Annotated in this window: 18 protein-coding genes; 5 read left to right on the forward strand and 13 right to left on the reverse strand. The window is 72.2% G+C overall.

All coding sequences use genetic code 11. The features are described from left to right. The first annotated feature begins 240 nt into the window (after nt 1-240). Nucleotides 241-1,032: a putative protein N(5)-glutamine methyltransferase gene (locus ACFXMG_RS36025; protein ID WP_383819618.1), complete on the forward strand. Its 792-nt coding sequence runs from the start codon at nt 241-243 to the stop codon at nt 1,030-1,032. 18 nt (nt 1,033-1,050) lie between these two features. Here the strand turns inward: ACFXMG_RS36025 and ACFXMG_RS36030 are convergent, their stop codons facing one another. Genes ACFXMG_RS36030 through ACFXMG_RS36090 form a run of 13 tightly spaced genes read right to left on the reverse strand, consistent with a single transcriptional unit; the run spans nt 1,051 to nt 13,100 of the window. Next, nucleotides 1,051-1,818 carry a hypothetical protein gene (locus ACFXMG_RS36030; RefSeq protein ID WP_383819621.1) on the reverse strand — a complete coding sequence of 256 codons (768 nt, stop codon included), beginning with the start codon at nt 1,816-1,818 and terminating at the stop codon, nt 1,051-1,053. Nucleotides 1,819-1,866: 48 nt separating this feature from the next. After that, a complete protein-coding gene (locus ACFXMG_RS36035) occupies nt 1,867-2,409 on the reverse strand; it encodes a hypothetical protein (RefSeq protein WP_383819623.1) in 543 nt (180 codons plus the stop codon). Between the two features lie 26 nt (nt 2,410-2,435). After that, nucleotides 2,436-3,095, reverse strand: coding sequence for a hypothetical protein (locus tag ACFXMG_RS36040; RefSeq protein ID WP_383819626.1), 660 nt, complete (start codon nt 3,093-3,095; stop codon nt 2,436-2,438). After that, nucleotides 3,092-3,607 (reverse strand): hypothetical protein, encoded by a 516-nt coding sequence (locus tag ACFXMG_RS36045; RefSeq protein WP_383819629.1) that lies wholly within the window; start codon nt 3,605-3,607, stop codon nt 3,092-3,094. The genes ACFXMG_RS36040 and ACFXMG_RS36045 overlap by 4 nt, the downstream gene beginning before the upstream one ends. Further along, the gene (locus ACFXMG_RS36050; protein WP_383819632.1) at nt 3,604-4,878 is read right to left on the reverse strand and encodes an MCE family protein; all 1,275 of its coding nucleotides are present in this window, start codon (nt 4,876-4,878) and stop codon (nt 3,604-3,606) included. The genes ACFXMG_RS36045 and ACFXMG_RS36050 overlap by 4 nt, the downstream gene beginning before the upstream one ends. Further along, nucleotides 4,875-6,116 (reverse strand): MCE family protein, encoded by a 1,242-nt coding sequence (locus ACFXMG_RS36055; protein ID WP_383819635.1) that lies wholly within the window; start codon nt 6,114-6,116, stop codon nt 4,875-4,877. The genes ACFXMG_RS36050 and ACFXMG_RS36055 overlap by 4 nt, the downstream gene beginning before the upstream one ends. Further along, entirely contained in the window at nt 6,113-7,171 is a 1,059-nt protein-coding gene (locus ACFXMG_RS36060) for an MCE family protein (RefSeq protein ID WP_383819638.1), read from the reverse strand. Before ACFXMG_RS36060 ends, ACFXMG_RS36055 begins: the two co-directional genes overlap by 4 nt. Then, nucleotides 7,168-8,211, reverse strand: a complete 1,044-nt coding sequence (locus ACFXMG_RS36065) for an MCE family protein (protein ID WP_383819641.1) — start codon at nt 8,209-8,211, stop codon at nt 7,168-7,170. Before ACFXMG_RS36065 ends, ACFXMG_RS36060 begins: the two co-directional genes overlap by 4 nt. Beyond that, entirely contained in the window at nt 8,208-9,263 is a 1,056-nt protein-coding gene (locus tag ACFXMG_RS36070; protein ID WP_383819644.1) for an MCE family protein, read from the reverse strand. The genes ACFXMG_RS36065 and ACFXMG_RS36070 overlap by 4 nt, the downstream gene beginning before the upstream one ends. Further along, nucleotides 9,260-10,513, reverse strand: coding sequence for an MCE family protein (locus ACFXMG_RS36075; RefSeq protein WP_383819647.1), 1,254 nt, complete (start codon nt 10,511-10,513; stop codon nt 9,260-9,262). Before ACFXMG_RS36075 ends, ACFXMG_RS36070 begins: the two co-directional genes overlap by 4 nt. 1 nt (nt 10,514) lies before the next feature. Next, complete coding sequence (locus tag ACFXMG_RS36080; RefSeq protein WP_383819650.1) at nt 10,515-11,321, reverse strand: MlaE family ABC transporter permease; 807 nt, start codon at nt 11,319-11,321, stop codon at nt 10,515-10,517. Nucleotides 11,322-11,325: 4 nt separating this feature from the next. Next, nucleotides 11,326-12,090, reverse strand: a complete 765-nt coding sequence (locus tag ACFXMG_RS36085) for an ABC transporter permease (protein WP_043223435.1) — start codon at nt 12,088-12,090, stop codon at nt 11,326-11,328. Further along, nucleotides 12,087-13,100: an ABC transporter ATP-binding protein gene (locus ACFXMG_RS36090; protein ID WP_383819652.1), complete on the reverse strand. Its 1,014-nt coding sequence runs from the start codon at nt 13,098-13,100 to the stop codon at nt 12,087-12,089. The genes ACFXMG_RS36085 and ACFXMG_RS36090 overlap by 4 nt, the downstream gene beginning before the upstream one ends. A gap of 616 nt (nt 13,101-13,716) precedes the next feature. On the opposite strand from ACFXMG_RS36090, the gene ACFXMG_RS36095 reads away from it, so the two are divergent. The 4 genes from ACFXMG_RS36095 to ACFXMG_RS36110 all read left to right on the forward strand — a co-directional run bounded on the left by ACFXMG_RS36095 (nt 13,717) and on the right by ACFXMG_RS36110 (nt 17,735). After that, the gene (locus tag ACFXMG_RS36095) at nt 13,717-14,346 is read left to right on the forward strand and encodes a hypothetical protein (RefSeq protein WP_383819655.1); all 630 of its coding nucleotides are present in this window, start codon (nt 13,717-13,719) and stop codon (nt 14,344-14,346) included. Between the two features lie 102 nt (nt 14,347-14,448). Further along, entirely contained in the window at nt 14,449-15,066 is a 618-nt protein-coding gene (locus ACFXMG_RS36100) for a hypothetical protein (protein WP_383819658.1), read from the forward strand. 60 nt (nt 15,067-15,126) lie between these two features. Then, entirely contained in the window at nt 15,127-16,740 is a 1,614-nt protein-coding gene (locus ACFXMG_RS36105) for a DUF6801 domain-containing protein (protein WP_383819661.1), read from the forward strand. Nucleotides 16,741-16,790: 50 nt separating this feature from the next. Next, nucleotides 16,791-17,735, forward strand: a complete 945-nt coding sequence (locus ACFXMG_RS36110; RefSeq protein ID WP_383819664.1) for a hypothetical protein — start codon at nt 16,791-16,793, stop codon at nt 17,733-17,735. Nucleotides 17,736-17,874 lie beyond the last annotated feature (139 nt).

Raw genomic sequence — 17,874 nt, forward strand, 5'->3', positions numbered from 1 at the left:
GCCGCGGCGCCCCGGGGGGGGGGGGGGCGGGGGGGGGGGGGCGCGGCGGGGGGCGGGGGGGGGGGGGGGGGGGGGCCCGCCCCCCCCCACCACCCCTGATGTACGATCATCGGGATCTGTACACGGCGACCGGAGGAGGTGGGTTCCATCCGCACGACGCAGGCAGGATGCTCCCCCTCGGTGGCGGTTCGGTCGTAGCGGGCCGAGGGAGCCTCCTCATGGCTTCCCGGAAGGTCTCTCATGACGCTCGACCCCTCTGTCCCCCTCCGTTCCACCACCGTCTCCCGACTCCGCGCCGCGGGCTGCGTGTTCGCCGAGGACGAGGCGGAACTCCTCCTCTCCGCCGCCCGTGACGCCGCCGAGCTCGACGTCCTCGTCGAGCGGCGCTCCGCCGGGCTCCCCCTGGAACACGTCGTCGGCTGGGCCGACTTCGGCGGTCTGCGGATCGCCGTCGACGCCGGCGTCTTCGTGCCCCGGCGGCGCACCGAGTTCCTCGTCGAACGGGCCGTCGCCCTGGCCGCGCCCGGCGCGCTCTGCGTCGACCTGTGCTGCGGCTCCGGCGCCGCCGGCGCGGTGCTGCTGTCGGCCGTCCCGGACGCGCGGGTGTACGCCGCCGACATCGAACCGGCGGCGGTGCGCTGCGCGCGCCGGAACATCGAGCCCCGCGGCGGGCACGTCTTCGGCGGCGACCTCTTCGCACCGCTCCCGGACGAGCTGCGCGGACGCGTCGAGATCCTGGTCGCCAACGTGCCGTACGTCCCCACCGAGGAGGTCGGCCTGCTGCCGCCCGAGGCGCGCGAGCACGAACCGCTCGTCGCGCTCGACGGCGGCCCGGACGGCCTCGACGTGCTGCGCCGGGTGGCCGCCGAGGCGCCGGAGTGGCTGGCGCCCGGCGGGCGGCTCTTCGTCGAGACGAGCGAGCGACAGACCGGCCCGGCCGCCGAGGCCGTCGCCGCGTACGGCCTGGAACCGCGCTTCGAGACCTGCGAGGAGCGGTACGCGACCGTACTCGTCGCGACCCGGGCGGACTGACCGTATCGACCGGGCGGCTCAGCGGCCGAAGGTGTCGATGCCCTCGACCAGCCAGGTCCCGTCCCGGTGGACGACGTCCACGGCGAACATCGCCCCCGCGTAGACCCCCTGGTCCTGTGCCTGTGCCTTCGGCTGCTGCTGGCCCGCCTTCGGCTTCGGCTTCGCGGGCCCGGCGGTGCTGACGCTGCTCTGGTCCGCGTAGACGAGGACCCGGGCACGGTCGCCGTCGATCCGCTCGACCGCGCTGTCGGTGACCGTCGTCGTGATCACCGACTTCTGCGCGGCGGCCTGGGCCAGCACCCCGGCGAACAGCGCCCGGTGCTGCTCGACCGCCTTGCCCGTGAGGAGCGCCTTCCCGGCCCGGTCGAAGGCGGCCGTGTCCGTGTGGTCGTAGGAGAAGAGGGCGGCGACGGCCTCGGCCGTCTGCCCCTTGATCTCGCTGGTGCGGGCCGGGTCGGTGAGGGCGGTGTTGCCGCGCGCCGGATCGTCGCGCAGCTCCCCCGCCCTGCTGTGCGCCCACCCCGCGAAGCCGCCGAGCAGCAGCGTCAGGACGCACAGGACGAGGAGGGAGGTGCGGTGCCGGGGCCCCTGCGCCGCGGGCTCCTCGGTCGCTTCGCGCTCCGGTGCCTCCGCCTCTTCCTGTACGGGCTTCGCCGCCGTTCGCCGTGCCGTCCGCGGCGCGGGTTCGGTCAGGAGGGCCCCCGGGGTCCCGGGGTCGGGGGCCGGCTGGTCGGCGCGGGCCTGGCGGCGGCGCTGGCGGTTGAGGTGGTGGCGGGGCGTCGGCATCGGTGCGGTGTCCTTTCGGGTGCGGGCGGCTCTCGCGGTACGGACCGGTCAGCCGGTCGCCGTGCCGCCCACGGGGGCCTGCCCCAGACCGCTGAGCTTCCACTGCCCGTCGGCGCGGGTGAGTTCGCCCAGCATGCGGCTGTCCTTGTCGGTGCTCTTGCTGTCCGGCGTCGTGACGGTGACGCGCAGGGCGACGAGCAGCCGGGCCCGCCCCGAGCGGTCGTCGAGCTCGGTGACGGCGCCGGACAGCACCCGGGCCGTCGTCACCGTCTTCGCCGCCTTCACCTGACCCGCGAACTCCTCGCGCCCGTCGACGAGTTGTTCGTGCAGCTCACCGGTGGTGGAGGACTCCCACAGGTCGAGCCCCCGGTCCACGCTGCGGTGGTCGAGCGTGTTGAGGTTCTGCACCGCCTGCTCCCCCGCCGCGAGCGCCCGGTCGCGCTCCGCGGCGTACGCGGCGGTGTCGTCGTGGGCGGCGGCGTACCAGCCCTGGCCGGTCCAGGCCGCGAAGCCGCCCGCGACGAGGGTGAGCACGAGGGCCGCGGCCAGGGCCGGCCGGGCACCGGCCGGAGTGCGGACCGCGCGTGTCATGGAGTGCTCCCGTCTCCCGCTCATCGTCAGCGGGCCTTGATGTCGGTGATCAGCCACCGGTCGTCCTGGAACCGCGCGGTGACGGTGAGCTGGGCCGCCGCGGAGGTGGCGGCGCCCTTGTCGCGGCGCGAGACCTGGTCGAGGAAGACGAGGAGGCGCGCGCTGTCCCCCTGGAGTTCGATCACTCCGGTGCGGACGGCCTGGGTGGAGAGGGTGATGCGCTGCTCGACCAGGCTCTTGCGGACCTGGGCGAAGAGGTCGGTGTACTGGCGGGCCGCCCGGCCGGCCAGCACGGTCCCGGCGCTGCGTTCGGCGGCGTCGGAGCTGGTGGGCGTGTAGGAGAAGATCCGGGCCAGGCCCTCGCTGACGTCGCCGCCGACCCGGTGGGTGGCGGCGGTGTCGGTGAGCGCCCGGTTGCGCGCCGAGGGGGTCGAGTGGAGCTGGTCGGCGGCGTAGAAGAACCCACCGCCGCCGAGGAGGAGGGCGGCGAGGGCGGTGGCGAGGGCGGCCTTGCGCCGGGTGGCGGCGCGGCGGGTGCGGGGCTCGGTCTCCTCGCCGTCCTCCTGCCGTGCCTCTTCTTCCGATACGGCCTCGGTCTCCTCGCCGTCCTCTTGTCGTGCCTCTTCCTCCGATACGGCCTCGGTCTTTTCTTCGGTCTCTTCCGTCGTTCCCGGCAGTCGGGTCACTCGCCCTCGCCCTTCTCGGTTCCGGCGACGGGGACCGCGCTCAGTGCCGCCACCCTCCAGGTGTCCTCGCCGGTGCGGGTCAGGACGGCCTCCAGCCGTTTGCGGTCGGTGGTGGCCGCGGTGCCTCCGCGCGGCGTGACGTCGACGCGTACGGTCGCGATGAGTTTCGCCGTACCGGCGCGCGGGTCGAGGGAGGTGAGGGCGGCCTCGGTGACGGTGGCGCGGGCGGAGGCTCCCACCGCGGGCTCGGTGCGGCCGAGTTCGGTGCGCAGGGCGCCGGTGGAGGCGTCGCGCCATGCCTGGATGCCCGCCTCGGCGCGCTCGCGGGTGGAGGCGTCGAGGGAGTTGAGGACGGTGAGGCGCTCCCGGCCCTCGGCGAGCGCGGTGTCGCGTTCGCGGCCGAAGGCGAGCTCCTGGTCGGTGCGGGCCTGGGTGTAGGTCCAGGCGCCGGTGCCGCAGAAGCCGAGGGCGACGGCGAGGGCGGCGGCGGAGAGCAGCCCGGCCCGCGTCATCGGTCGCTCCCGGTGTCCAGGCCGAGGAGTCCGGCCATGTCGGTCGGGCCGTCGGCCTCGCCCGGCAGGGCGAGCGCGCCGGGCAGCGGTGGCTTCGCGCCGGCCGAGCGCGGCAGCTCGTCCGGGATCAGCGCGCGCGGGCCGGGCGGGGCGGGCGGCGCGTCGCCCTTCGGGGCGTGGGCGGAGCCGCGGACGTTGATCCCGGTCAGGGCCGGACTGGTGCAGGCGGCGCCGGTGTTGAGGGCCGGCGCGGTGCCGAGGTCGAGGCCGTTGCGGTAGCGCGTACCGCCGTAGCCGGAGGTGCAGGGCAGGGGCTTGAAGAAGGTGACGGCCAGGCCGACGTTGAGGCGTCCGCCGTCGACGGCGGTGGCTCCGGCCGAGACGGCCGCCGGGTAGGTCACGAGGAGTTCCTCGATGCCGCGCTGCCGGGTGAGGGCGATCTCGGAGGTGGTGAGGAGGTTGGCGAGGACGACGCCGAGGCTGGGGTCGAGGTCGTTGAGCAGGCCGCTGACCTGGCCGGCCGCGTCGGGCGTGACGGTCAGGAGGCGGCGGAGGTCGGCGTCGGAGCCCTTCAGGGTGGCGGAGAGCTCGCGGGCTCCGGTGGCGAAGTCCCGGATGGCGCGGCTCTCGTCGGCCTGGGTGCGCAGGACGACCTCGCCGTCGTGGATGAGGCGGGTGGTGACCGGCAGGGAGCGGTCGGCGGCCTGGACGAAGGCGCTGCCGCTGTCGAGCAGGACCTGGAGGTCGTCGCCGTGGCCCTCGAACGCCTTGCCGAGTTCGTCGACGACCGTGCGGAGGGAGTCGAGGGGGACGGAGCGGGTCAGTTCGTCCATGCTGCTGAGGACGTCGGTGACCGGGGCGGGGACCTGGGTGTCGGACTGCTCGATGCGGGCGCCGTCGGCGAGGTAGGGGCCGCCGTCGCTCTCGGGGCGCAGGTCGATGTACTGCTCGCCGACGGCGGAGAGTCCGGCGACGACGGCGCGCGCGTCGGCGGGGATGTCGGGGGCCGACTTCTTGATGCGCAGCTCGGCGACGACGCCGTCGGCGGTGAGGTCGATGGCTCCGACCCGGCCGACGGAGACGCCCCGGTAGGTGACGTCGGAGTGGGTGAACAGGCCGCCGGTGCGGGCGAGGTGGACGCGGACCGTGTAGTGGTCGGCGACTCCGACGTGGCGGCCGAGGTCGGCGTAGCGGATGCCGACGAAGGCGAGGACGGTGACGGCGATGACGAGGAACGCGAGGTTCTTGAGCCGTACGGTTCGGGTGATCACCGGTGCTCGCCTCCGGCCTTGGGGGTGAGGGCCGGCAGGGGCAGGGGGGATTGCGTGCCCCGGGCGGCGCCCTGGCGCTGTACCGCGGGGGCGTTCGGGTCCGAGGGGGTCGGGGTGGGGGTGGGGGTGGGGTCGGCCTGGGGGACGAGCGGCGGGATCACCTCGGTGCCGGGTTCGGCCGCGAGGTGCAGGTAGGTGTTGAGGTAGTCGCCCTTGATGCCCTTCATCACCTCGTCGGTGAAGGGGTACGTCAGCAGGACCTGGAGCGACTCCGGCAGGTCGGCGCCGGCGTCGGCGAGGGCCGTCAGGGTCGGTGCGAGGGCCTTGAGGTCGGCGATCATGTCCTTCTTGCTCGCTTCGACGGTGGAGACGGCGACGCCGGAGAGGGTGTCGAGGGAGCGCAGCATGGTGAGCAGCGATCCCCGCTGGTTCTCCAGGGTCTTCAGGCCGGGCGAGAGGTCGGTGAGGATCGTGTCCACGTCCTTCTTGCGGCCGGCGAGGGTGGTGGAGAGCCGGTTGAGGCCGTCGAGGGCGCGGGTGATGTCCCCGCGGTGGGCGTCGAGGTGGGTGACGAGGGTGTCGACGCGCTTGAGCATGGAGCGGACCTGGGGTTCGCGTCCGCCGAGCGCCGCGTTGAGTTCGCGGGTGATGGTCTTGAGCTGGTTGACGCCGCCGCCGTTGAGCAGGAGGGAGAGGGCGCCGAAGACCTCCTCGACCTCGGTGTTGCGGTTGGTGCGGGGGAGCGGGATGACGCTGCCGTCGGTGAGGCGGGCGGCGGTGTCCCGGCGGGCCGCTGCCTGCTGGACGCCGCCGCGGGCGGGGCGGGCGGCCGGCGGGGCGACGAGCTGGACGTACTTCTCGCCGAGGAGGCTGGACTGTTCGACGCGGGCGCCGGTGTCGGCGGGCAGCCGGACGTCGCCGTTGATCTTCAGGGTGACGCGGGCGGACCAGGTGGCGGGGTCCAGTTCGATGGCGGTGACGCGGCCGACGGCGACGTCGTTGACCTTGACCGCGGACTGGGGCACGAGGCTCAGGACGTCGGCGATCTCGGCGGTGACGGTGTAGGGGTGGGCGCCGAGGTCGGCGCCGCCGGGCAGCGGCAGGTCCTCGATGCCGTCGAAGCGGACGGGGACGGACGGGACCGCGCCGAGGGCGACGGCGAGGCCGAGGCCGAGGGCGACCGCTCCGGCGGCTCCGGCGCCGGCGGCCCTGGCCGAGGGCAGGCGGGGGCGTCTCACCGGTCCTCCTCTGCGGTGGTCGCCGTCGGTCCGGCGCTCGGTGTGGCTCCGCCGGTCGCGGAGTCTCCTGTGACGGGCAGCGGGAGCAGGGGGCCGCCCATGCTGATCTCGTTGAGGTTGGCGCGGCCGTTGATGGTGCGGGTGTCCTTGTCGTAGGCGCCGACGAGGTTGCCCGCGGCGAGCGGGGCGACGTCGAGGGCCTCCGCGAGGGAGGCGCGCTGGTCGACGAGGGTCTGCGTGAGGGGGACGAGCCGGTCGACGTTCTTCTTCAGTTCGCCGCGGTTGTCCTTGATGAAGGTCTTGACCTGGGCGAGGGCCTTGCCGAGTTCCTTGAGGGCGCCGGCGAGGTCGTCCTTGTTCTCGGCGAAGTAGCCGACGACCTCGTCGAGGCGTTCCTGGGCGGTGCGGACGTCGTCGTCCTTCTCCTTGAGCATGGTGGTGAAGGTCTGGAGGTGGCCGAGGGTGGCGAAGAGGTGCTCGCTGCTGCCGTCGAGGGTCTTGGCCGCCTTGCCGAAGCGGTCGATGGAGGTGCCGATGGCGGCGCCGTTGCCCTTGAGGTTCTTGGCGCCGGTGTCGAGGAGGGCGGAGAGCGCTCCCGCGGAGTTGGCGCCGTCCGGGCCGAGCGCCTCGCCGAGGTCGGTGATCGAGGCGTACAGCTGGTCGATCTCGACGGGGGTGCGGTTGCGGGAGGCGGGGAGTTCGGCGCCGTCGTCGAGGGCGGGGCCCGCCGTGTAGGCGGGGCTGAGCTGGACGTACCGGTCGGCGACGATGCTGGGGGCGACGACGAGGGCGCGGGCGTCGGCGGGGACGAGGACGCCTTCGTCGAGCCGGAGCGCGACGCGTACGCGGGTGCCCTGGGGTTCCACGGACTCGACCTCGCCGACGCGGACTCCGAGGACGCGCAGGTCGGATCCCGCGTAGATGCCGATGGCCCGGTCGAAGTAGGCGGTGACGCGGATGCCGTCCTCGTCGAGGGCGCGGGCGGCGACGAGGCCGCAGGCGGCGAGCACCGCGAGGGTGAGGCCGGCGGCGAGGGGTTTCCTGGTCCTGGTCATCGTGCACCGCTCCCCTGGGCCGCCGCCTTCTGCTTCGGCGGCAGGCATCCGGTCGTGGGCCGGGAGCCCGCGGGCAGGTAGTCGCGGGGCACCACGCCGCACAGGTAGCTGTCGAACCAGCGGCCGGTGCCGAGGGTGTTGCCGACGAGCCGGTAGTAGGGGCCGACGAGCGCGAGGGTCTTGTCGAGCTGGCCGCTGTTCTTCTCCAGGACGCCGGTGACCCGGCCGAGGGCCTTCAGGGTCGGGCCGAGCTGCCGGTCGTTGTCGCCGACGAGGCCGCTGAGTTCGGTGCCGAGCGCCCTGCTGCCCTTGAGCAGGGCGCGGACGGCGTCGCGGCGCTTCTGGAGTTCGCCGAGCAGGGAGCCGCCGTCCTCCAGGAGCACCTCGAAGCTGGACTTCTTGTTCTTGAGGGTCTTGGTGAACCGCTCGCTGTTCCGGAGCAGCCGGGCGAGTTCGGTGTCGCGCTTGGAGACGGACTTCGACAGTTCGGACAGGCCGTCGGCGGCGCTGCGCACGTGCGGCGGCGAGTCCTTGAAGGTGTCGGAGATGGTCCGGAAGCTCTCCGCGAGCTTCCCGGTGTCGAGGTCGTCGATGGTGCCGCTGAGGTCCTGGAACGCCTGCGTCACGTCGTACGGGGAGGTGGTGCGGGAGAGCGGGATGCGGGTCCCGGGGTCCTGGCGGGCGGAGCCCAGCGGGTCGAGGGCGAGGTACTTCTCGCCGAGCAGGGTCTTGATGGCGATGGCGGCGGTGGACCGGTCGCCGACCCAGGCGTCGCCGACCTCGAAGGTCACCTTGACCTTGGGGCCGTCGAGGGTGACGCCGGTGACCTCGCCGACCTTGACGCCGGCGACGCGGACCTCGTCGCCGGTGTCGAGCCCGGCGGCCTCGGAGAAGTCGGCGCTGTAGGTGGTGTCGCCGCCGACGAGCGGGAGCCGTTCGACGTTGTACGCGAGGGCGGCGAGGAGGCCGAGGAGGAGGAGTCCGACGACGGCGACGCCGATGGGGTTGCGTTCCTTGACGGGCTTGATCAGGGGGCTCATCCGCGGCACCTCGGTTCGGTCACGGCGATGCCGGTCGGCGGCTTGGAGCCGTCGGAGGTGGTGACGCCGGTCACGCGCGCCTCGCAGAGGTAGAGGTTGAACCACGAGCCGTACGAGGAGAGGCGGGCCAGGGCGGTCAGCTTGCCGGGGGTGTGGGCGAGGAACCGCTCGATGGCGGGGGTGTGTTCGCCGAGGGTGGTGGAGAGCCGGCCCAGTTCGCGGATGTCCTTCTTGAGGGGGGCCCGTCCGTCCTGGAGGAGTCCGGCGGTGGTGATCGTGAGGTCGCCCATGGCCGCGACCGCCTCGCCGAGGGGCTTGCGGTCGGTGTTGAAGCCGGTGACGAGCTTCTGGAGGGTGACGACGAGGTCCTCGAAGCCGGCCTCGCGGTCGTTGAGGGTGGTGAGGACGGTGTTGAGGTGGGTGACGACGTCCCCGATGACCTTGTCCTTGGCGGCCACGGTCTTGGTGAGGGAGCCGATGTGGCGCAGGAGGCTGTCGACGGTGCCGCTCTCGCCCTGGAGGACCTGGACGAGCGAGCCGGCGAGGTCGTTGACGTCGGCGGGCGACAGGCCCTCGAAGAGCGGCTTGAAGCCGTTGAAGAGCAGGGTCAGGTCGAGGGCGGGGGTGGTGCGGTCGAGCGGGATGGTCCCGCCGTCCTCCAGGGTGCCGGTGAGGTCGCCGCTGCCGCGGCCGAGGGAGACGTACCGCTGCCCGACCATGTTGAGGTACTTGACCCCGGCGGTGGCGGAGCGGGGCAGCGAGCGGTCCTCGCGGACGGTGAAGGTGACCTGGGCGGTGCGCCGTTCGACGACGCGTACGTCGGTCACCTCGCCGACCTTCACGCCCGCGATGCGCACCGAGTCGCCGGCGACGAGGCCGGTGACGTCGGTGAAGAGCGCCTTGTACGAGTGGGTGGGGGCGCCGACGCCGGTGTTGGCGATGCTGAAGCCGAGGACGGTGGTGGCGACCGCCGTGACCAGGACGAAGGCGAGGGACTTGAGGACGGTGCCGGTGAGTCCCCGGCGCCGGGTGTGCGACTGCGGCTTCCTCATCGGAGGGTCACCTCCGCTCCGCGGAAGGCGGGTCCGGCGAGCAGGCTGCTCCAGTCCGGCAGTTCGCCGGCCGGCTTCTCGGCGGCGGGGGCGAGGAGTTCGGTGACGAGGTCGTTCTCCTGCGGGGAGTTGGCGGGCCCGAGGTCCTGGTCGGCCGCGGCGGACGCCCGGGCGGCGGGTGCGACCGGGACGCCGAGGTAGGGCACGGGGTAGCAGCGGGGGCCGCCGCCGGAGCCGTACACCGGGGTGTCGCGGCCGGGGACGTACGCGCCGCGCGAGGGCACGGTGGTGACGTTGACGTGCAGTCCTGGCCGATCGGTGCCCTTGCCGAGCGCCTTGTCCATGGCGGGGACGAACTGGGCGAGGGTGCGCAGCGTGCAGGGGAAGGACGAGGAGTGCTCGGAGAGCAGCTCCAGGGTGGGCCGGCTGGTGGCGCTGAGCCGGATGATCGTGTCCTTGTTCCTCCGCAGGAAGGCGGTCAGGTCCTGGGCGGTCCGGGTGGTGGCGCCGAGGGTGCCGGAGAGCGCCGCCTCCTTCTCGGCGAGGGTGCCGCTGGTGGTGGTGAAGTCGGTGAGCGCCGTGAGGATGTCCGGGGCGGCGTCCGCGTAGAGGTGGCTGACCTTCACGAGTTCCTTGAGATCCCGGGTGAGGGCGGGCAGGTGGGGGTTGAACTTCTTGAGGTGGCCGTCGAGCCGGGCGAGGGTGTCGCCGAGCTTCTCGCCGCGTCCTTCGAGTGCCTGGGAGACGGCGGACAGGGTGGCGGACAGCTTCTGCGGCTGGACGGCGGTGAGCATCGGCAGGAGGTTGTCGAGGACCTGCTGGAGTTCGACGGCGTTGCCGGAGCGGTCCTCGGGGATGACGGCGCCGGGGCCGAGCGGCCGCGGCGACGGGTTCGCGAGCGGCACGAGGGCGACGTAGCGCTCGCCGAAGAGCGTGGTCGGCAGCATCTGGGCGCGGACGTCGGACGGTACGTGGTCGAGGGAGCCGGGCCGCATGGCGAGGGTGAGCCGGGCGCCGGTGTCGGTGGCGTCGATGGCGCGGACCTCGCCGACGACGACGCCGCGGAGCTTCACCTCGGCGCCGAGGTGCATCTCGTTGCCGACGCTGCCGGTCTCGACGACGATCGGGTCGGAGTCGGTGAACTTCTTCTCGTAGACGGCGACCGCCAGCCACGCGAGCAGGGCGGGTACCAGCAGGAAGACGACGCCGGCGGACCGGCGGCGCAGGGTCTGACCTCGTGGAGCGTTCATCTCACCCCGCCACCTTCACGGTCGTGGTCGCGCCCCAGAGGGCCAGCGACAGGAAGAAGTCGGTGACGCTGATCAGCACGATGGCGTTGCGCACGGACCGGCCGACCGCGATGCCGACGCCGGCGGGGCCGCCGGAGGCGCGGAAGCCGTAGTAGCAGTGGGCGACGATCACCATCACGCTGAAGATCAGCACTTTCAGCATCGACAGCAGGACGTCCGTCGGTGACAGGAACAGGTTGAAGTAGTGGTCGTACGTGCCCTGGGACTGCCCGTTGAAGAGGACCGTCACGTAGCGGGAGGCCAGGTAGGAGGAGAGCAGGCCGACCGCGTAGAGCGGGACGATGGCGACGACGCCCGCGATGATGCGGGTGGTGACCAGGTACGGCATGGAGCGGATGCCCATGCCTTCGAGGGCGTCGACCTCCTCGTTGATGCGCATGGCGCCGAGCTGGGCGGTGAAGCCGGCGCCGACGGTCGCGGAGAGGGCGAGGCCGGCGACGAGCGGGGCGATCTCGCGGGTGTTGAAGTAGGCGGAGACGAAGCCGGTGAAGGCGGCGGTGCCGATCTGTTCGAGGGCGGCGTAGCCCTGGAGTCCGACGACGGTCCCGGTGAAGAGCGTCATCGCGATCATGACGCCGATGGTGCCGCCGACGACCCCGAGGCCGCCGGAGCCGAAGGCGACCTCGGCGAGCAGCCGCTGCACCTCCTTGAGGTAGCGGCGCAGCGTCCTCGGGACCCAGAGGAGGGCCCTCACGTAGAACAGGAGCTGGTCGCCGGAGCGGTCGAGCCAGGCGAGCGGGGAGGCCATCGTCTCAGCCTCCCTTCGGCGGGACGATCTGGAGGTAGAGCCCCGTCAGCACCATGTTCACGAAGAACAGCAGCATGAAGGTGATGACGACGGCCTGGTTGACGGCGTCGCCGACGCCCTTGGGGCCGCCGCGCGGGTTGAGGCCCCGGTAGGCGGCGACGATGCCCGCGATGAAGCCGAAGATCAGGGCCTTGAGTTCGCTGATGTACAGGTCGGGCAGCTGGGCGAGGGCGGAGAAGCTGGAGAGGTACGCGCCGGGGGTGCCGCCCTGGAGGACGATGTTGAAGAAGTAGCCGCCCAGGGTGCCGACGACGGAGACCATGCCGTTGAGGAGGACGGCGACGGCCATGGTGGCGAGGACGCGCGGGACGACCAGGCGCTGGACCGGCGAGACGCCCATGACCTCCATCGCGTCCAGCTCCTCGCGGATCTTGCGGGAGCCGAGGTCGGCGCAGATCGCGGAGCCGGCGGCGCCGGAGATCAGCAGGGCGACGATGAGCGGGCTGGCCTGCTGGATGACGGCGAGGACGGAGGCGCCGCCGGTGAAGGACTGGGCGCCCAACTGCTGGGTGAGCGAGCCGACCTGAAGGGCGATCACGGCGCCGAACGGGATGGAGACGAGCGCGGCCGGCAGGATCGTGACGCTCGCGACGAACCAGAACTGCTCGACGAACTCCCGGAACTGGAAGGGCCTGCGGAAGACCGCCCGGCTCACCTCGGCGGCGAGCGCGAAGAGCCGGCCGGTCTGCCGCAGCGCCCCGCCGATCACGCGCCGCCCCCTGCGGTGGGCATCGAGAGGGTCGGCGCGGCGGCCTGCCGCGCGTAGGTCGCCTCGATGGCGTCGCGGGCGGCGGGCGGCAGCTTGTCCAGCATGCCGAGGACGCGCTCGCGGCGGCGGGCGACGGCCGCGCGCGCGGGCAGTCCGGGCGAGGGCTCCAGCTGCGGGACGATGACGCGGGGCCCGTCCGGCGGGCCGGCCGGGGCGTTGTCCGCCTCGGCGGCGAGCGTGGCCGCGTCCTTCTCCTCGGACATGCCGATGGGTCCTTCGCGGCGGCCGGCGAGGAACTGGGTGACGACCGGTTCGTCGCTGGTGAGGAGCACCTCGCGGGGTCCGAAGGTGACCAGGTTGCGCCGGAAGAACATCCCCATGTTGTCGGGGACGGTGGCCGCGATGTCGAGGTTGTGGGTGACGATCAGCATCGTCGCGTCGATCCGCGCGTTGAGGTCGATCAGGAGCTGGGAGAGGTACGCGGTGCGGACCGGGTCGAGGCCCGAGTCGGGCTCGTCGCACAGCACGATCTGCGGGTCGAGGACGAGCGCGCGGGCCAGGCCGGCGCGCTTGCGCATGCCGCCGCTGATCTCGCCCGGCAGCTTGCCCTCCGCGCCCAGCAGGCCGACGAGTTCGATGCGCTCCATGACGATGCGCCGGATCTCGGACTCGCGCTTGCGGGTGTGCTCGCGCAGCGGGAAGGCGATGTTGTCGAAGAGCGTCATGGAGCCGAAGAGGGCGCCGTCCTGGAACATGAGGCCGAAGAGCTTGCGGGTCTCGTAGATGTCCCGTTCGGGGCTGCGGACCATGTCGACGCCGTTGATGAGGACCCGGCCGCGCTGCGGTTTCAGCAGCCCGATGAGCGATTTCAGGAAGACGGTCTTTCCGGTTCCGGAAGGGCCGAGCATGACGCTCACCTCTCCGGCCGGCAACGTCAGCGACACGTCCTGCCAGATGTTCTGCTTGCCGAAGGACATGGTCAGTCCCTCAACGACTACTTCGATTCCCATCCCACCTCCAGCAAGCGTGCGTGGCGCGTGCGCCGCGGGCGCACGGTAGGCCGTTCTGGATCACCCGGACAATAGCTCTGGCGCAAAATCATTGATCCGCTTCCGCGTTTGTCACCACGAAGACAAAACCGGGAGGAGCTTTTGTCTCCGCGACGACAGAATGGGGCGCCGACCTGCGACTGAGCGTCGACTCCCGGGAACGCTACGGCTGAGTAACCTCGCTGGGCAATACCGGATCCGGAGATTTCGCGGAACAGGCCCTCCGGCGGGGCGCTTTATCAGGCCGGAGACAATTCGGAGAGAGCGCTTGTCAGCTCGGGAAGGAATCGACAGTGACGGCCGGCGGAAGCCCTCGCCGACCTCGTCTGATCGATCAGAATTGTCGACATTACGCACGCGGGAACCAAGCGTATTCCCGCCATCGCTCACCCCCTTGACAGGCATTCAGCCGTCTTCAAAGAATCATGGTTCGCGCCATTGTTCGGCTAAGTTTCCCGCAAGTAACGTCAGGTTTCGCGACGGGACGGCGGCTGGACCGCCGGCCATTCCGGCCCCGCCGCGGCACCCCCACCGAAGCACCCTCTGCCGGTCAATCCCCAAGGAGAGTCCCAGAGCCATGAAGAAGTCGATCAGAAACCTGGCCGTCGTCGCGGGTGGCGCCTCCGCCGCCTTCGCCCTCACCGTCAGCCCCGCCTCCGCGGTGCCCTCGACGGTCTGGACCGTCACCCCGTCCCCGGCCAGCATCACCGCGGTCAACAGCGGGAACATCGTCCTCAGCGTCAACGGCATCGCCATGACGTGTACGAAGTCGAACGGCGCGGGCACGGGCGCCAGCACCACCGGCAACCCGGCGACCGTCGGCCAGATCACCTCCATCGCCTTCGGCGCCACCGGCGCGCCCTGCACCAGCGTGCTCGGCAACGTGTCCACGGTCCCGACCACCCCGTGGACGATCGTGGCGCAGGACTACACCGCGGCGACCGGTGTCACCAAGGGCCACATCGGCAACGTCGACGCCAAGGTGACCGTCGGCGCCTGCGTCTTCCGCGTGACGGGCAAGGCGTCCGGCACCTACACCAACTCGACGGGCGCGCTCGCCGTCAACAGCGTCGCGGGCGAGCTCACCGTCGTCTCGGCGACCAACTGCGGTACGGCGGTCCCGGTCGGCGCCAAGCCGACCTTCAAGGGCACGTACCTCTTCAAGGCGGGCTCGGTCATCCCGAAGATCGTCGGCTCGAACCCGTAACGGATCAGGAACCCGCGTCCGTCCGGCCGGACCCCTGGCCGGGCGGACGCGGGCCTGTCCGCACCCCGAACGCCGGCCGTTCCCGAGGAGACCCCGAGAGCCATGAAGAAGCCGATCGGAAAGCTCGCCGCCGTCGCCGGAGCGGTCGTGACCGCGTTCGCCCTCACGGCGGCCCCGGCCTCGGCGGTGCCGTCGACCGTCTGGACCGTCCTCCCGTCCCCCGGCCACTTCACCGCCGTGAACAGCGGGAACGTCGTCCTCACCCTCAACGGCCTCGCCCTGACCTGCGGTCGGTCCACCGCCTCCGGGCAGATGAACAGCGCCGACGGCAACCCGGCGGGCGTCGCCGTCATCACCACCCTCACCTTCGGCTCCTGCACCAGCCCGCTGGGGTCGTTCTCCGTGACCCCGGCCCTCCCCTGGACGGTGCTGGCCCAGGACCACACGGCGTCCACCGGCGTCTCCCAGGGCCGCGTCGGCAGCGTCGACGTGAAGCTGACCGTCGGCGCCTGCGTCTTCCGCGTCACCGGCACGGCGTCCAGCACGTACACCAACGCGACCGGCCGGCTGGCCGTCGGCAGCCTCCCCGGCGAACTCACCGTCGTCGCGGCGACCAACTGCGGCGGTTTCGTCGCGGTCGGCGCCAAGCCGACCTTCCGGGGCGACTACCTGGTCAAGGTCGGCACCACCATCCCGACGATCGTCGGCACCAACCCGTAGCCCCGAGCGGAGCACCAGATGAGAGGCCCACGGCCCACCCCCCGATCCTCCCGCGCGCGCGTGCGCGTGCGCGGCGCGACGATCGCCGCGTTCGTGGCGCTCGCCCCCCTGCTCCCGGCGGCGGCCGTCGCCGTGGGCACGCTGAAGGTCGACGCCGCGCTGCCCTACGTGTGCACCCTGCCCTCGGGTACGCAGCCGGCGACGGTACGGATCACGGCGGCGTTCCCCGAACGGGCCGCCGTGGGCGAGGAGATCCGGCCCACCGACGTCACCACGACGGTGGAGTTCCCGGCGGCGGCCGTGGCCGACCTCACGGCGCTCAAGGCCGCCACCGTACGGGCGGAGACCCGGCTCACCGTCGGCGTCGCCCAGAACGAGCAGGGCACGGAGGCGACATGGAGCGGGACGGCACAGCCCGTCCCCGTGCCCGCCGAAGGCCCCCTCACCCTGACCACGACCGGCGACGTGCCGATCCTGACGACGGACACCGCGGGCGACCTGACCCTCACCGCCGGGGGGATCGTCGTCGACCTCGCCCCCAGCACCGCCGAGGGCGCGCCCACCACCCCCGCGTCCCTCACCGTCCCCTGCGCCCCCGCCCCGGACGCGGAAGGCGGTACGACACTGGCCACGGTCCCGGTCGGCGCCGCCACCCCCACCGGGGAACCGAGCACCGCTCCCCCGACGTCCGCCACCCCGTCCCCCTCCGGCTCCTCCCCGACATCGCCGTCCCCCTCCTCCGGTCTGCCCGTGCCGCCGCTCCCGACGGACCGGACGGCACCGGCGCCGCCGGACACCACCGGCACGCCGGACGAGGGCCCGCACGTCGGACCGCAGGCGGACGCGGGACCGGCGGAGGCGGGCGAGGAAACCCCCGGCGCACCGCCCGCCCGCCCGGACGCCCCGCCCTGCCTCACCGAGAAGCCGACGCCCATGTCGCTGTCGGCGTACATCACCGGCTACAGCAACGTGCGCAAGCTGAACGGCGCCAACCTCATCCCGCTGACCTGCACCCTGATCGAGCAGGGTCTGCCGGAGATCGCGATGGACCCGCAGGGGAACATGCACGTCATCACGCCGGCCACGGGCCGGCTCTCCCATGAGGGGCGGCAACAGACGCCGCCGTTCAAGGCCACGTTCCTGACCTTCGACTTCGCCCCCGCCACCGCGACGCTGGTCCTGGAGCAGACGGGGCCGATGACCATCGACTCCGACGTGCTCCTCATCTTCCCCACCAACATCCTGACGACGCACGTCCGGGTCCCCCTGACCCTGCGCGTCCTCGACGTAGAGGTGAACGGCACCAAGCTCGACGTCGGCCCCTCCTGCCGCACGCGGACGCCGCTCTCCTCCCCCGAGCCCGACCCCGTCAAGTACCCCGGCGACCACCTGGTCCTGGTCGGCAGGGGAAGCCAGACCGTGCCCGACACCCCCGTCGGCTACATCCTCACCGGCGGCGGTCCGCTCACCGGCGAGGTGACCATCCCCGCCTTCCAGGGGTGCGGCACCGACGGCGAGGACCTCGACCGGCTGCTCACCGCCTCCATCTCCGGACCCGGCAACTACGTCAAGCAGATCCAGGGCAGCACCTGCTCCGTCGGCGTCGAGGCGCCCCCCATGGAGATCTGCACCGAGGACCTCCAGCCCCGCCTGGTCCCCAAGCCCGAGCGCTGACCCGCACCGCCCGCCCCCGCTCCCCTCCAACGAAACGAAAGGCACCCGCCATGCCCCTCGTCACCGCCCGTACGAAGCTGGCCACCGTCTCCGCCCTCACCGCGCTGGGCGCCTTCGCCTCCATGGGCACGGCGACCGCCGCCGCCCCGGTGCTCAACGGCGGCTGGGGTCCCTCCACCCGCTGCCCCGTCGACGCCACCGCGATGATCTCCTCGGACGGTCTCGACAAGGCCCCGCAGTGCGTCGTCTCGTACTCCTTCAGCGGCTCCATCAAGCTGGGCAACACGACCGTGCCCACCGGCAAAACCAACCTCCAGATCGGCGTCGTGCAGAACACCGACGGCACCAACTCGGTCGTCGCACCCGCCGGAGGCGCCCTCATCGCCGACCCCGCCACCGTCCCCGGCGGACTGCTCGGCCTGATGTGTCCGAGCGACATCCCGTTCATCACCGACATCTGCCGGCAGCTCTCCGACGCCAAGCTCAACAAGATCACCGCCACCATGGAGTCGGTCGGCACCCCCTCCGACTTCGACCAGATCGCCGGCGTCCTCACCGACCAGCCGATCGTGACCATCCCGGTCCGCATCCGCCTCCAGAACCCGTTCCTCGGCGACAACTGCTACATCGGCACCAAGGCCAACCCGATTCTGCTGCGCCCGAGGAACCTCAACGGGCCCGAGTTCGGCGTCGAGCGCTTCAACGGCGACGGCTCCGCGAACGAGGAGGGCGACATGAGCCGCCTCAACCTCCTCGGCTCCACCCAGTACGACGACACCTTCGCCGTCCCCGGCGCCAGCGGCTGCGGCCTCGGGTGGTTCGGCGTCATCGACGCGGCGGTCAACCTCAAGACCGGCCTGCCCGCCGCCTCCGGCAAGAACAAGCTGACGCTCAACAACACCCAGACGTTCCTGACCGGCCTCTTCGCCCCCGGCGTCCTCGCCCCCGACGCCGGAAAGGTCTTCTCGCAGAACTGGCACTCGGCCGTCAACTAACGGCCACCCAGGGGTGATTACCGGCCGACTCGACGCCCCGCGCCCGGTCGGCAGACATGAACCTTGCTCAAGTTGTGTACAGCACACAACAGTTGTCCTAGCTTTCAGCAGTCCACATCGGAACGTACCTGACGGCTCC

The organism is Streptomyces sp. NPDC059201 (genome assembly GCF_042754585.1).
In the GTDB taxonomy this organism is placed as follows: domain Bacteria; phylum Actinomycetota; class Actinomycetes; order Streptomycetales; family Streptomycetaceae; genus Streptomyces.

Coding starts and splice junctions, on each gene's coding strand:
- ACFXMG_RS36100 (WP_383819658.1), top strand. CDS start 14,449: ATGAAGAAGCCGATCGGAAAGCTCGCCGCCGTCGCCGGAGCGGTCGTG.
- ACFXMG_RS36095 (WP_383819655.1), top strand. CDS start 13,717: ATGAAGAAGTCGATCAGAAACCTGGCCGTCGTCGCGGGTGGCGCCTCC.
- ACFXMG_RS36110 (WP_383819664.1), top strand. CDS start 16,791: ATGCCCCTCGTCACCGCCCGTACGAAGCTGGCCACCGTCTCCGCCCTC.
- ACFXMG_RS36035 (WP_383819623.1), bottom strand. CDS start 2,409: ATGACACGCGCGGTCCGCACTCCGGCCGGTGCCCGGCCGGCCCTGGCC.
- ACFXMG_RS36065 (WP_383819641.1), bottom strand. CDS start 8,211: ATGAGCCCCCTGATCAAGCCCGTCAAGGAACGCAACCCCATCGGCGTC.
- ACFXMG_RS36090 (WP_383819652.1), bottom strand. CDS start 13,100: ATGGGAATCGAAGTAGTCGTTGAGGGACTGACCATGTCCTTCGGCAAG.
- ACFXMG_RS36025 (WP_383819618.1), top strand. CDS start 241: ATGACGCTCGACCCCTCTGTCCCCCTCCGTTCCACCACCGTCTCCCGA.
- ACFXMG_RS36080 (WP_383819650.1), bottom strand. CDS start 11,321: ATGGCCTCCCCGCTCGCCTGGCTCGACCGCTCCGGCGACCAGCTCCTG.
- ACFXMG_RS36030 (WP_383819621.1), bottom strand. CDS start 1,818: ATGCCGACGCCCCGCCACCACCTCAACCGCCAGCGCCGCCGCCAGGCC.
- ACFXMG_RS36075 (WP_383819647.1), bottom strand. CDS start 10,513: ATGAACGCTCCACGAGGTCAGACCCTGCGCCGCCGGTCCGCCGGCGTC.
- ACFXMG_RS36060 (WP_383819638.1), bottom strand. CDS start 7,171: ATGACCAGGACCAGGAAACCCCTCGCCGCCGGCCTCACCCTCGCGGTG.
- ACFXMG_RS36070 (WP_383819644.1), bottom strand. CDS start 9,263: ATGAGGAAGCCGCAGTCGCACACCCGGCGCCGGGGACTCACCGGCACC.
- ACFXMG_RS36045 (WP_383819629.1), bottom strand. CDS start 3,607: ATGACGCGGGCCGGGCTGCTCTCCGCCGCCGCCCTCGCCGTCGCCCTC.